Source organism: Pseudomonas entomophila, assembly GCF_023277925.1.
GTDB classification, from domain to species: Bacteria; Pseudomonadota; Gammaproteobacteria; order Pseudomonadales; family Pseudomonadaceae; genus Aquipseudomonas; species Aquipseudomonas entomophila_D.
The window spans coordinates 5,665,094-5,677,357 of the sequence record NZ_CP063832.1; the positions used below are offsets into that span (position 1 = coordinate 5,665,094).

Sequence of the window (12,264 nt, forward strand, 5' to 3'; positions counted from 1 at the left end):
AGGGCCGGGGCTCGGAGGTTCACTTGATGCGCTGACCTGGCTTGGCGCCGCTGTCAGGGCTCAGCAGGTAGATCTCTTCGCCGCCAGGGCCGGCTGCCATGACCATGCCTTCAGATACCCCGAAACGCATTTTCCGTGGCTTGAGGTTGGCCACCATCATAGTCAGGCGGCCTTCCAGCTGGCTTGGATCGGGGTAGGCCGACTTGATGCCGGAGAATACGTTGCGGCGTTCGTCACCGATGTCCAGGGTCAACTGCAGCAGTTTGTCGGCGCCCGGCACGGCTTCAGCCTTGACGATCAGCGCGACGCGCAGGTCGACCGCGGCGAAGGTGTCGAACTCGATCTCGGCCGAAAGTGGATCCTTCGCCAGTTCGCCATTGCCGGCGGGTGCCTTGGCTTCTGCGGCGAGCAGGTCTTCCTTGCTGGCGGCGATCATGGCTTCGACCTTGGCCGGCTCGATGCGGCTCATCAGGGCCTTGAACGGGTTGAGCAGGTGGTTTTCCAGGCGGGACAGGTGGTCGTTCCAGGTCAGCGGGGCGACGTTGAGGAACGCCTCGGCGTCGGCGGCCAGCAGTGGCAGTACTGGCTTGAGGAAGATCACCAACTGGCGGAACAGGTTGATGCCCTGGGCGCAGATGGCCTGAACTTCGTCCTGCTTGCCTTCCTGCTTGGCCAGCGACCACGGAGCCTTGTCGGCGATCCAGGCGTTGGCGCGGTCGGCCAGGGCCATGATTTCGCGCATGGCGCGGCCAAAATCGCGGCTTTCGTAAGCCTCGGCGATGGACGGGGCGGCGGCGAGGAAGGCTTCGGTCAGCTCGGGTGCGGCATCGCCGGGTACCATCACGCCGTCATTGCCCTTGTGGATGAAACCGGCGCAGCGGCTGGCGATGTTGACCACCTTGCCGACCAGATCGGAGTTGACCTTCTGCACGAAGTCTTCGAGGTTCAGGTCGAGGTCATCGACGCCTCGGCCAAGTTTGGCGGCGTAGTAGTAGCGCAGGTACTCCGGCTGCAGGTGATCGAGGTAGGTGCGGGCTTTGATAAAGGTGCCGCGCGACTTGGACATCTTCGCGCCGTTGACGGTCAGATAGCCGTGCACGTTGACCGCGGTGGGCTTGCGGAAGCCTGCGCCTTCGAGCATGGCCGGCCAGAACAGGGCGTGGAAGTTGACGATGTCCTTGCCGATGAAGTGATAAAGCTCAGCCTTGGAGCCTTCGTTCCAGAATGCATCGAAGTCGAGTTCCGGGCGGCGCGCGCAGAGGTTCTTGAAACTGGCCATGTAGCCGATCGGTGCATCCAGCCAGACATAGAAGTACTTGCCCGGCTCACCTGGGATCTCGAAGCCGAAGTAGGGCGCGTCGCGGGAGATGTCCCATTCCTGCAGGCCCGAGTCCAGCCATTCGGCGAGTTTGTTGGCCACGGCGTCCTGCAGTGTGCCGCTACGGGTCCACTGCTGCAGCATGGCCTGGAAGTCTGGCAGTTTGAAGAAGAAGTGTTGCGAGTCGCGCAGCACCGGGGTGGCGCCGGAGATCGCCGACTTGGGGTTCTTCAGTTCGGTCGGGGCGTAGGTGGCGCCGCATTTCTCGCAGTTGTCGCCGTACTGGTCCTCGGCCGCGCACTTGGGGCAGGTGCCCTTGATGAAGCGATCGGCGAGGAACATGCCCTTCTCGGGGTCGAAGTACTGGGTTACCGAACGGGTGGCGATGTGCCCGGCGTCGCGCAGGCGGGTGTAGATCAGGCTCGACAGCTCGCGGTTCTCCTCGCTGTGCGTGGAGTGGAAGTTGTCGAAATCGACCAGGAAGTCGGCAAAGTCGCTGCTGTGCTCGGCCTGGACATTGGCGATCAGCTGTTCTGGCGTGATGCCTTCCTTCTCGGCGCGCAGCATGATCGCCGAACCATGGGCGTCGTCGGCGCAGACGTAGATGCACTGGTTGCCGCGCAGTTTCTGGAAGCGAACCCACATGTCAGTCTGGATGTACTCGAGCATATGGCCAAGGTGGATGGATCCATTGGCATAGGGCAAGGCGCTGGTGACGAGAATCTGACGTGGCTCGGACATGGTGGCTCGGCTACTTATCTGGCTACGGGTAAAAAATGAGGGTGATCGGCCACTATAAAGGGCTGGCGAATTTATTTCACCCCGCGTTCGCATCTGCTGACGATTGACGGGTTAGCATAGGCGCCTGTCACGTATTCAGTTTGCCAATGGGAGTCTCCATGAGTGCCGTCACCCGTGCCGCCGTCGAGGGCGTGCTTCGCCAGTACACCGACCCCTACCTGAACCAGGATCCGGTCAGCGCCGGTTGCGTGCGCGCCATCGACATCCAGGGCGGGCAGGTCAGCGTGCAATTGCAGTTGGGGTATGCCGCCGGCTTGTTCAAGGGCGGCTGGGCGCAGGTGTTGCAGAACGCGATCGAGAACCTCGAAGGCGTTGCATCGGCCCGGGTGAGCATCGATTGCGTGATCGCCACCCACAAGGCCCAGGCCCAGGTGCCGGCCATGGCTAGCGTGAAGAACATCATTGCCGTGGCCTCGGGCAAGGGCGGGGTGGGCAAGTCGACCACCGCCGCCAACCTGGCCCTGGCCCTGGCCCGTGAAGGCGCCCGAGTGGGTATCCTCGATGCCGATATCTATGGCCCAAGCCAGGGGGTGATGTTCGGCATCCCTGAAGGCACCCGCCCGCAGGTGCGCGAGCAGAAGTGGTTCGTGCCGATCAAGGCCCATGGGGTCGAAGTCATGTCCATGGCCTTCCTCACCGACGACAACACACCCATGGTCTGGCGCGGCCCGATGGTTTCGGGGGCGTTGCTGCAACTGGTCACGCAAACCGCCTGGGATGACCTTGATTACCTGGTGATCGACATGCCCCCTGGCACCGGCGACATCCAGCTGACCTTGGCGCAGAAAGTGCCGGTGGCGGGTTCGGTGATCGTCACCACCCCGCAGGATCTGGCCCTGCTGGACGCCAAGAAAGGCGTGGAGATGTTCCGCAAGGTCAACATTCCGGTGCTGGGTGTGGTCGAGAACATGGCCGTGCACATCTGCTCCAACTGCGGCCATGCCGAGCACCTGTTCGGTGAAGGCGGTGGCGAGAAACTGGCGGCGCAATATGGTGTCGAGCTAATGGCCTCGTTGCCATTGTCGATGTTGATTCGCGAGCAGGCTGACAGTGGCAAGCCTACGGCTATCGCCGAGCCAGAAAGCCAGATTGCCATGGTGTACCAGGAGCTGGCGCGGCAGGTGGGGGCGCGGATCGTGTTGCAGGAGGCCGCGGCGCCAGCGATGCCGAACATTACCATCAGCGAGGATTGATGGCCCCGGCGTGACACCTGTAGGAGCCAGCCGTGCCGGCGAACCCCGGCACAGCCGGTGCCATCCATCGCGTTGGCTGGTTCGCCACCAAGGCTGGCTCCTACAAGGTGTTGGTTACAGATTTTGCGAGACACAAAAAAACCCGCCAATGGCGGGTTTTTTTTGAAAGCTAGGAAGCGAGATCGACTTAGGCGATCTGAACTTCTTCAGCCTGCATGCCTTTCTGGCCGCGGGTAGCGACGAAAGTAACAGCCTGGCCTTCTTTCAGGGTTTTGAAGCCGTCAGCTTGGATGGCTTTGAAGTGCACGAACAGGTCGTCGCCCGACTGAGGGGTGATGAAGCCGTAGCCTTTCTCATCGTTGAACCACTTGACAACACCGGATTGACGGTTGGACATGTTTCTGTCTCCTTGGACAAAGTTGATTACGGTCAGGAAACACCCTGACCGGGACTGAGCGCAAAGAGAGCAGAAAATTCAGCGATGGGCCGATGAGTATCGTGCATCAAACTAGAGATTCTCGGTGTCACGTGCAGCACAGTGGCGCCACCTTAACCCACTTTCCACGGCCTGCCAATGGTCAAGAAGCGCTTTGGCGAAATTCGGATCGGCGGCCTGTGCAGGCCCCGTCCGGCGCGGGATGGGGCAAGGAACTTTAACCCGGGCGTCGGGACCGGTAAGATGCGCATCTCGTTTTTTACCTCGAATTCTTCAGGACACCCCGCCATGAGCATCAAATCGGACAAGTGGATTCGCCGCATGGCGCAGGAACACGGCATGATCGAACCGTTCGTCGAGCGCCAGATCCGTGGCGAGCACGACAGCCGGGTCATCTCCTTCGGCGTCTCCAGTTATGGCTACGACGTGCGTTGCGCCGACGAATTCAAGGTGTTCACCAACATCAACTCGGCCACTGTCGACCCGAAGAACTTCGATGCCGGCAGCTTCGTCGATGTCAAGAGCGACGTGTGCATCATTCCACCGAACTCGTTCGCCCTGGCGCGTACCGTCGAGTACTTCCGTATCCCGCGCAACGTCCTGACCATCTGCCTGGGCAAGAGCACCTATGCGCGCTGCGGCATCATCGTCAACGTCACCCCGCTCGAGCCAGAATGGGAGGGCCACGTGACCCTGGAGTTCTCCAACACCACCACGTTGCCAGCGAAGATCTACGCCAACGAAGGCGTGGCGCAGATGCTGTTCCTCGAGTCCGATGAAGAGTGCGAAGTCTCGTATAAGGACCGTGGCGGCAAATATCAGGGGCAGCGCGGCGTCACCCTGCCACGCACCTGAGCTGACAAGCGCGGGGAATTACTTCCCCGCCCGGCACTCCAATGACAGAACAGATCCCGGCGCGCAGCACGCATGCCGGCTCTCGTCAGGAGCAGCCCATGAAACTCGACCCCGCCATCAGCAAAAAGCTGGCCGTACTGCAGCCGAACCAGATCGGCCTGCTCGCCTGGTCGCTTCTCGCTCACCCGCCCATACCAATGCAGATGGGCGGTGTCCCGCACCAGCCCGATCCTGATACGCCCCTGCCGGCTGAGCCCGGTGAACATCCGCCCATGGAGCCGGGTGAGCCGACCTTGCCCGACGAACCACCACCGGCACCGGTGGCGTGATCAAGGCGCCCGCGGGCTGTCAGTTACCCAGCAGGTAGCCGCTCCGGCATACCTGTTCGCCAGCGATGTGGGCGACCACCATGCCTGCCGTTGCCATTCGCCGTAGGCTGCGGGCGTACAGCAGGCCTGCCTGGGTGTTATGCAGCGGCGTGACCCGATCGTTCAGTGGGTCGATGACCTCGGCGATCAGTTGCCCGGCCTCCAGGTACTGTCCAGGCTTGACATGGAAGACCAGCAGCCCGCCCAAAGGCGTGGTCAGTGGCTCCACCGCCGCCAGCGGGGTGGCGGGGTAGCGCAGGGCAGGCAGTGGTGCGGGTTGTCCTTCGATCACACCGCTGTGGGTGAGGAAGTCCAGGATTGCCTGGCAGTCGTGGCTTGCCAGCGGATGACTGACATCGGCCTGGCCGCGCAGCTCGATGGTCACCGAGAAACTGCCGGGGGGAATCGGGAAGCGTTTGCCGAAACGTTGCTGCAATTGCCACCAGACCAGGCTGAAGCATTCGTCGAACGACTGGCCGCCCGAATCGGTGGCCAGCAGGCTGGCTTGGGCGCCCAGGTAGCGCGCCAGCGGCTCGACCTGAGGCCAGGCTTCCGGCGTGGTGTACAGGTGCTCGACGGCTTCGAAGTCACAATGCAGGTCGAGCACCATGTCGGCATCGCAGGCCAAGCGCTGCAAAGTGAGGCGTTGGGATTGCAGCGGGGTCAGCGCGGGATGGGCTTCCAGGCCGCGGCGCAGGTACTCGCGAATCAGTGCCAGGTTGTGGGCCGGGTCTTGGGTCAAGTGGGCTTCGACCTGGTCGCCGATGCTGTCGGACAGGTCGACGAAGTTGCGATTGAAGTTTTCGCCACTCTGCAATTCGAAGCGGCCAAGGGGAGCGTCCAGCAGCACCTGCTCCAGGCCCACCGGATTGGCCACTGGCACCAGGATAATCTCGCGGCGCAGCCGCCCTTGCTGTTCGAGCTCGCCCAGGCGCTGCTTGAGGTGCCAGGCGACCAGCATGCCTGGCAACTCGTCGGCATGCAGCGACGCCTGGATGTACACCTTGCCAGCGCCGCGGGGGCCAAACTGGAAACTGTGCAACTGGCGGGCGATGCCGGGGACAGGGGACAGCAGGTCGTGGGTCGAATGGTGCATGGTGGTCCTGATGGAAACGGTCTGGTCCGGGATGATGGATAGAAGCACAAGTTCGTGCTCCGTGCATCATTGTCCGGCCCGGAACGTACCAGGCTCCGCTTCGCCAGCATGGCTGGCTCCTACCTGCAGGAGCCAGCCATGCTGGCGAAAGGCCTACTTGCCGGGCACCAGCGTCAACCGCTGGCTACCGTAGGCGCGCGCGAAGTTCTGCGGTTGCAGCGGCAGGCTGGTGAAGCGCCCCTTGAACCATGCGTCCAGACCATCGCTGTAGTGCCGGCTCGCCGGGTTGCCGGACTGGCCGCTGCTGGTCAACAGCTGCAGCGGTTCGGCCTGGCCGAAGTCGACGATCATCCGCGCCGAGGCAGGCAGGCGGGTGTCGAAACTGTTGCCCCAGGCATATGGCGTCAGTGCCAGGGTGCTGAAGTCGCCACCCGCGGCCATCGGTGGGCGGGCAAGGTTGTCGCCCAGCCCTTGGTAGTTGGGCGCCGGCCAACGGTACTGGTGCAGCTTGCCCCACTGCCACGCGCGGCGGTCGGCACCAAGCTGAGCGGTGCCCGCATCGATCGCGCCTGCCAGGCTGCGGGCCAGGATGGTGGGTTTGTCCTCTTTCTGCGGTGTGCCGCGGTCATCCCAGAACGGACTGTCGTCGCGGCCAAGCAGGTGGTCGGCCTGGGCCGAGTAGGACAGCTGGGCATTGCCGACGAACGCCTGCCAGGCCGGGCCGGACTCAGGGCCAAGGTCGTCGAGGAAGGTCTGGCGGGTGACTTCCTGCAGGAATAGCGCGTACAGCGCGGCATCGGCCGAAACCGGGCTCAGCCGACCGTCGAAGGCCTTGAGCCGGGCCAGGGCGTCGCGGGCCTTGTCGCGCTGGGTCGCAGGCAGGGCATCGATGGCCTGCTTCAGTGGCTGGGCCATGCCCGGGGCGTCGAACATCTGCTTGAGCTTGCCGGCCAGTGGCGTGACCTGGTCGTTTTGCAGGGCCATGAGGCTGCGGCTATCGTGGCGGCCATTGCCGGCCAGCTGGGCCAGGCGCTCGGCGCGCTCGGGGTAGTACCAGGTGCTCGACAGCTGCATGCCATAGCCCTTTGGCAGGCTGCGCTGGTTGGCGTGGCCGATGAAGCCTGCCGGTGGGTCCTGGTCGTAGGGGTGCAGCATGGCGTCGGCGTAGCCGTCCCAGTCATAGCGGCCATCCCAACCCGGCGACGGCAGCAGGCCCTGGCCATCGCGGCGGTTGGGGTAGCGGCCGCTGACTTGCCAGCCGATATGCCCGGGCTCGGCGAACACGAAATTGAGCGCGGCAGCGGCGACTTCGCGGGTGCTGTCGAAGGCGCGCTCCACGGTAGTGGCGCGGGTCAGGTCGAACAGGGCGTCGAGGCTGCGGTCATCCTTGAGCTGCGGCAGGTGCAGGGCCAGTGCCAGGCTGCCGTCGCCCGGCAACAGGGTGCCGTGGCGGGTGTCGTACATCACCTCGCGCTGGGGGCGCTGGCCGCGCACGAGGAAGGTTTCGTTGCGCGCGCGGGCTTGCTGCCACTTGCCGTCGGCCAGGTACGTCAGCTGGTTGCCCTGGCGGCGCACTTGTTCAAGGAACAGGTCCTGGTTATCGGCCATCACGGCGCTGCTGCTCCAGGCCAGTTTGCCGTTGTAGCCGGCCAGCACGATGGGCAGGCCGGGTAGCGAAAGGCCGGCGACCTGGTACTTGCCGGTGTGAATCTGTACCGGGCTGAGTGCCCAGGTGGCGCGGCTGTCACTGGCCAGCAGGCTCTTGCCGCTGCGGCTGCGCTCGGGGGCAAGGGCCAGGTTGGACGAACCCGGGCTGCCCAGCAGGCCGAGCTCGGCCAGTTGCTGGGCGGCGGTGGCGAGCGAGGCCAGGCCCGGCAGTTGGCTGGCCAGGCTCAGGCCCTTGAGCTTGTCGACTTCGCCATCGGCCAATGGCTCGTCGGGGGCGCTGGGCAGCAGCCAGGCCAGTTTGTCCGTGCCAACCTTCTGCGCGAGCGTGAGGGCCGAGAGTTCTTCCTGCAGGTTCACCGACTGGCTGAAGGCGTAGAGGCTGAAGATCAGCGCCGAGTCCTCGGGCTTCCAGTACTCCGGGCGGTAGCCGCTGCGGGCCAGTTCGGCGGGCAGTTTGTCGCGGTAGCGGAACAGGTAGGCGTTGACCCCGCGGGCGTACACTTCGAAGAAGCGCTTGAGCCGTGGCGAGGCGTCGGCGTAGAGCTGGCCGGCGCTCTGCTTGAGGCTGGCGGCGCGCATCAGGCGGTCGATTTCCAGGGCATCGGGCCCGGCCAATTCGGCCAGGCGCCCCTGGGCCAGCAGACGCATGCTGACCATCTGCCCGATGCGATCACCCGCATGCACGTAACCGAGGCTGAAGAGCGCGTCATGGAAGCTGCCGCTTTCGATCAGCGGGGCGCCCATGTCGTTGCGTCGAATCGAGACGTTCTGCGCCAGGCCCTTGAGTGGTTGCACGCCGGTGGTCGGGGGCACGCTGTCCTGGTAGCCGCCCATCTGGCAGCCGGCGAGTGCAAGCATGCCGAGCAGCGCGGCGGCGCCGCCGAAGCGGAGGCGGAATGGAGGAAGGACGGCGGCGGCCATGACGGGGCTCCTGCAAGGCGTGGCGGGGTTTGGAAAGGCGCTAAGGTAGTGAGCGCGCAGTCGCCGTGCAAGGTGTCGAGTGGCTTTATTTACGAATGGTCGGGGGCGGGCGGCAAGAAAAAGCAGGCACTGGGCCGGGCTGCCTTTTCTTGCCGCTGGAAGCTTGCCGCCTACGGCTGTTTTACGCGCCGTGGCACTTCTTGAACTTCTTCTGGCTGCCGCATGGGCAGGGATCGTTGCGGCCGACGTCCTTCAGGGCGTTGCGCACCGGCTCCTGGTGGCCGTGGTTGCAGTGCGGGCCGTGCACATGGCCGTGGTCATGATCATGCTGATGGTCGTGACCGTGGTTGCAGTCGGGGCCATGGACATGGGGTTGCTGGGTCATTGCGGGGCTACTCCGGTATTAGATCGCCGGGGATTATCTCACCACTGCGCGACAAGTGCAGGTCCCGATGGATGAACAGGCCGGTGGCCAGGTCGCCTTGCAGACGATACTGCAACGGTTGCTTGCTGCGCAGCAGCTTGGCCAGGGGTTTGAGGTGCTGCCAGAGGTTGGTGCGCGCGGTGATCTTGAAGGTACGCCGGGCATGGCCTGCGACACTGCGCCAGAGACTGACCTCGTCCTGAGCCAGCAGCAGGTCGCCCAGGTGAACCGAATAGGTAATGGTGCGGATGAACAAGCGTTCGTCATTGGGGTTGTCGACCTGCAGGTGGAGCACGAACTCTTGCTGGTGCAGGTGCATCTTGACCTTTTCCACCTCGACCAGATGCACCTCGGGCTGGCGCCAGGTGTCCTCGCCCCAGCTGGCGCAGCCCGCCAGCCAGCCCAGCAAGAAGCCGAGCGTGAGCAAGCGGGCCAGGGCGCGCATGTTCAGCTACCGAGATAACTGGCGCAGCACTTCTTGAACTTCTGCCCGCTGGCGCACGGGCAGGGGTCGTTGCGCCCGGCGCTCAGGGGCACGGTCGGGTCGATGAAGTACCAGCGCCCGGCATGCTGGACGAAGGCTGAACGTTCGCGGTGCTGGTGGTCGCCGTCCGTGTCGTGCCAGCGCGCGGTGAAGGTGACGAAGGCATGCTCGGGTTGCCCGCCGAATACCTCGGCGCTTTCCACCTCCAGCCCCAGCCAGGTGCTCTGAGCGCTCCAGGCGGCCATGCCGGCACGGTCCAGGCCGGGCTGCTGGGCGGGCAGGGTGGTGCCGACCAGATAGTCCACCAGGCCGAGCACGTAGGCGCTGTAGCGACTGCGCATCAGCGACTGCGCGTCCGGCGCCGGGGTACCGGCGTGATAGTGCCCGCAGCAGGCGTCGAGCAGGTTGCCAGTGCCGCAGGGGCAGACCGAGACACTCATTGAATCACCACCAGTACTTGCCAAAGTTTTCAGGGTTGGCCCAGAACCTGGCATTGAGCCAGTCCGGGACCTGCTTGTAGTCATGCAGATCATAGGTGAACAGGCTCAGCACCTGTTCGTCGCGTTGGAACTTTTCGCTGGCCGAGAGCGCCAGGGCAAAGAAGTCGGTGTCGTGCCAGCCGCTGGCAGCCAGGTCGGTGAGCACCGCGACCCGGCTGGCGTTGAGATTGCGGATGCCGCCCAGCAGCTCCAGGCCGGCGCGCTTGGGCAGGTGTTCGAGGCAATCGACCAGCACGGCCAGGTCGAAGCGCTGCGCGGCCACCGCCGCCGGCAGCGGGCCGGGTGCCGCGACCTCGATATGAGTGTCCGGATGCGCCGCGGCGAAGGCGTCGAGCGCTGGGAAGCGCGCGCCCACCAACAGCAGGCGGCGGGGCGTGAAGCGCTCGAGCAGGGCGGCCAGTGCCTGCTGGGGGGTACGTGGTGAGAAAACCTCGGTCATTGCCATTCCTCGTTCAGATCGCTCAAGACTAGCGGCCCCAGGCGGGATGGCAAAGAGGGGGCGGGCTGCATCGTGGCTTATTGCTGGCAGAGCGGGAATCGGCGGTCTTTACTCCCAGAGCGTAGGTTCAGCACCGATTCCCCCTAGGAGAAGCAACAAGATGAGCATAGTACGCACAGCGATACCCCTGGTTCTGCTCACCAGTGTGTTGACTGGTTGTGCAGGTTTGCAGAAAACCGACTGGCCGAAGTGTGCTGCCGTCGGGGGCGTGGGCGGCGCGGCCCTGGGCGCCATCGAAAGCTCCAGCTGGGCTGGCTGGGGTGCCTTGCTGGGTGGTGGCCTGGCGGCTGGATACTGCTGGTCCCATGGCGATGGCGACGAGGATGGCGATGGCGTGCCCGACAGCCGCGACAAGTGCCCAGGCACGCCACGTGGCGTGCAGGTCGACGCCAACGGTTGCCCACCGGCGCCGCCACCGGTGGTCGAAGAGGTGGTGGTACAGAAGGAAGAGGTCATCGTCATTCGTGACGTGCGCTTCGAGTTCGATTCGGCGCGCCTGACCGCCGCCGACAAGGAGCGCCTCAATACCATCGCCACGCGCCTGAAGAACGAGGCCCCGAGCGCGCGCCTGAGTGTAACCGGCCACACTGACAGCGTGGGTTCCGACATGTACAACCAGAAACTGTCCGAGCGTCGGGCCCACTCGGTGACCGAGTACTTGATCGAAAGCGGAGTGCCACGCGCCAGTTTCGTTTCGGTGGTGGGGGCCGGTGAAACTCAGCCGGTCGCCGACAATGCCACGGCCGATGGGCGTGCCATGAACCGTCGAACCGAGATCAAGATCCAGCGCTGATGGCCGTGCGCCCGTGCCTTGAGAAGTGGCGCGGGCGCGTCTTTACTCCTGTGTGACCGGAAGCGGCCGGTAACACAGGAGCATTCACCATGCGTGTTATGTCGAAGGCGGCACTGCCGCTGGTGGTGGCCACGAGCCTGCTGGCAGGTTGCGCCACCCACAGCGATGGCAGCGCGCCCCTCAATCAAAGGACCTGGCCTCTCTGCAGCCTGCTGGGCGGGTTGGTGGGTGGTGGCCTGGGGGCCATCGAAAGCTCCAGCTGGGCGGCCGGTGCCGGCGCGGCGGGGGCGATTGCCGGTGGCTTGATCTGCTACGCCCAGGACGGTGACGAGGATGGCGATGGTATCTTCGACCGCCGCGACCGTTGCCCGGACACACCGGCCGACACCCGGGTCGATCATATGGGCTGTCCGTTGCCGCAGTACCCACCGTCGCAGCCGCAACCCGAGCCGGCCGCGACAGCCGAGGTGATCACCCTCGACGATCAGGGCCAGGTGCTGTTCGCCTTCAACTCCGACAGGCTTGAGCCTGGCGCTCAGGAGCGTCTGCACAGTTTGCTGCCCAAGCTGAACGACCCGTCGGTGATCAGCATCAAGGTCATCGGCCACACCGACAGCGTCGGTTCCGACAGTTACAACCAGGGGTTGTCGGAGCGCCGGGCCAGCAGCGTCGCCGAATACCTCATCAGCCAGGGGCTGGCACCGAACAAGGTGACCAGCCAGGGGCGCGGAGAAAGCGAGCCGGTGGCCGACAATGACACCGAGCAAGGCCGCGCACACAACCGACGGGTGGAACTGCACCTGAACTGACCCCTCTGGCGCGTTGCCTGGCGTTAGCGGTACTGTTGCCGACGCGGCCCGCTCGACCGGGCTGCTTCGACATAACAACAAATCGATCGGGGGCGGGGT

General features: G+C 64.6%; 13 protein-coding genes. 5 read left to right on the top strand and 8 right to left on the bottom strand.

The features are described 5' to 3' along the window. Positions 1-19: 19 nt before the first annotated feature. Positions 20-2,059: a methionine--tRNA ligase gene (gene metG, locus IM733_RS25095; RefSeq protein WP_248918935.1), complete on the bottom strand. Its 2,040-nt coding sequence runs from the start codon at positions 2,057-2,059 to the stop codon at positions 20-22. A 158-nt stretch (positions 2,060-2,217) separates the two neighbouring features. Here metG and apbC point away from each other — a divergent pair, with 158 nt between their 5' ends. Next, positions 2,218-3,312 carry an iron-sulfur cluster carrier protein ApbC gene (gene apbC / locus IM733_RS25100; RefSeq protein WP_248918936.1) on the top strand — a complete coding sequence of 365 codons (1,095 nt, stop codon included), beginning with the start codon at positions 2,218-2,220 and terminating at the stop codon, positions 3,310-3,312. A gap of 187 nt (positions 3,313-3,499) precedes the next feature. Here apbC and IM733_RS25105 read toward each other — a convergent pair whose 3' ends face one another. After that, complete coding sequence (locus IM733_RS25105) at positions 3,500-3,709, bottom strand: cold-shock protein (RefSeq protein WP_003254922.1); 210 nt, start codon at positions 3,707-3,709, stop codon at positions 3,500-3,502. 327 nt (positions 3,710-4,036) lie between these two features. Here IM733_RS25105 and dcd point away from each other — a divergent pair, with 327 nt between their 5' ends. Next, a complete protein-coding gene (gene dcd, locus IM733_RS25110; protein ID WP_044487781.1) occupies positions 4,037-4,603 on the top strand; it encodes a dCTP deaminase in 567 nt (188 codons plus the stop codon). A gap of 98 nt (positions 4,604-4,701) precedes the next feature. Continuing rightward, positions 4,702-4,932, top strand: coding sequence for a hypothetical protein (locus IM733_RS25115; protein ID WP_248918937.1), 231 nt, complete (start codon positions 4,702-4,704; stop codon positions 4,930-4,932). A 19-nt stretch (positions 4,933-4,951) separates the two neighbouring features. Here the strand turns inward: IM733_RS25115 and IM733_RS25120 are convergent, their stop codons facing one another. The 6 genes from IM733_RS25120 to IM733_RS25145 form a co-directional block, all read right to left on the bottom strand. Next, positions 4,952-6,067, bottom strand: a complete 1,116-nt coding sequence (locus IM733_RS25120) for a succinylglutamate desuccinylase/aspartoacylase family protein (RefSeq protein ID WP_248921236.1) — start codon at positions 6,065-6,067, stop codon at positions 4,952-4,954. Between the two features lie 153 nt (positions 6,068-6,220). Beyond that, positions 6,221-8,656, bottom strand: coding sequence for a penicillin acylase family protein (locus IM733_RS25125; RefSeq protein WP_248918938.1), 2,436 nt, complete (start codon positions 8,654-8,656; stop codon positions 6,221-6,223). A gap of 181 nt (positions 8,657-8,837) precedes the next feature. Continuing rightward, the gene (locus tag IM733_RS25130) at positions 8,838-9,041 is read right to left on the bottom strand and encodes an SEC-C metal-binding domain-containing protein (protein WP_060486211.1); all 204 of its coding nucleotides are present in this window, start codon (positions 9,039-9,041) and stop codon (positions 8,838-8,840) included. A 7-nt stretch (positions 9,042-9,048) separates the two neighbouring features. Beyond that, complete coding sequence (locus tag IM733_RS25135) at positions 9,049-9,525, bottom strand: LEA type 2 family protein (RefSeq protein ID WP_248918939.1); 477 nt, start codon at positions 9,523-9,525, stop codon at positions 9,049-9,051. A 2-nt stretch (positions 9,526-9,527) separates the two neighbouring features. Next, positions 9,528-10,004 (bottom strand): YchJ family protein, encoded by a 477-nt coding sequence (locus IM733_RS25140; RefSeq protein ID WP_240064723.1) that lies wholly within the window; start codon positions 10,002-10,004, stop codon positions 9,528-9,530. Between the two features lie 4 nt (positions 10,005-10,008). Beyond that, positions 10,009-10,503 (bottom strand): DUF6231 family protein, encoded by a 495-nt coding sequence (locus tag IM733_RS25145; RefSeq protein ID WP_011532541.1) that lies wholly within the window; start codon positions 10,501-10,503, stop codon positions 10,009-10,011. Positions 10,504-10,663: 160 nt separating this feature from the next. Between IM733_RS25145 and IM733_RS25150 the strand changes: the two genes are divergently transcribed. Together IM733_RS25150 and IM733_RS25155 are read left to right on the top strand one after the other, a co-directional pair. Next, a complete protein-coding gene (locus tag IM733_RS25150) occupies positions 10,664-11,356 on the top strand; it encodes an OmpA family protein (RefSeq protein ID WP_248918940.1) in 693 nt (230 codons plus the stop codon). An 89-nt stretch (positions 11,357-11,445) separates the two neighbouring features. Further along, complete coding sequence (locus tag IM733_RS25155) at positions 11,446-12,165, top strand: OmpA family protein (RefSeq protein WP_248918941.1); 720 nt, start codon at positions 11,446-11,448, stop codon at positions 12,163-12,165. Positions 12,166-12,264 lie beyond the last annotated feature (99 nt).

Bases quoted from the DNA above. Each gene is read 5' to 3' on its own strand.
- metG (WP_248918935.1), bottom strand. From the start codon at position 2,059: ATGTCCGAGCCACGTCAGATTCTCGTCACCAGCGCCTTGCCCTATGCC.
- apbC (WP_248918936.1), top strand. From the start codon at position 2,218: ATGAGTGCCGTCACCCGTGCCGCCGTCGAGGGCGTGCTTCGCCAGTAC.
- IM733_RS25105 (WP_003254922.1), bottom strand. From the start codon at position 3,709: ATGTCCAACCGTCAATCCGGTGTTGTCAAGTGGTTCAACGATGAGAAA.
- dcd (WP_044487781.1), top strand. From the start codon at position 4,037: ATGAGCATCAAATCGGACAAGTGGATTCGCCGCATGGCGCAGGAACAC.
- IM733_RS25115 (WP_248918937.1), top strand. From the start codon at position 4,702: ATGAAACTCGACCCCGCCATCAGCAAAAAGCTGGCCGTACTGCAGCCG.
- IM733_RS25120 (WP_248921236.1), bottom strand. From the start codon at position 6,067: ATGCACCATTCGACCCACGACCTGCTGTCCCCTGTCCCCGGCATCGCC.
- IM733_RS25125 (WP_248918938.1), bottom strand. From the start codon at position 8,656: ATGGCCGCCGCCGTCCTTCCTCCATTCCGCCTCCGCTTCGGCGGCGCC.
- IM733_RS25130 (WP_060486211.1), bottom strand. From the start codon at position 9,041: ATGACCCAGCAACCCCATGTCCATGGCCCCGACTGCAACCACGGTCAC.
- IM733_RS25135 (WP_248918939.1), bottom strand. From the start codon at position 9,525: ATGCGCGCCCTGGCCCGCTTGCTCACGCTCGGCTTCTTGCTGGGCTGG.
- IM733_RS25140 (WP_240064723.1), bottom strand. From the start codon at position 10,004: ATGAGTGTCTCGGTCTGCCCCTGCGGCACTGGCAACCTGCTCGACGCC.
- IM733_RS25145 (WP_011532541.1), bottom strand. From the start codon at position 10,503: ATGACCGAGGTTTTCTCACCACGTACCCCCCAGCAGGCACTGGCCGCC.
- IM733_RS25150 (WP_248918940.1), top strand. From the start codon at position 10,664: ATGAGCATAGTACGCACAGCGATACCCCTGGTTCTGCTCACCAGTGTG.
- IM733_RS25155 (WP_248918941.1), top strand. From the start codon at position 11,446: ATGCGTGTTATGTCGAAGGCGGCACTGCCGCTGGTGGTGGCCACGAGC.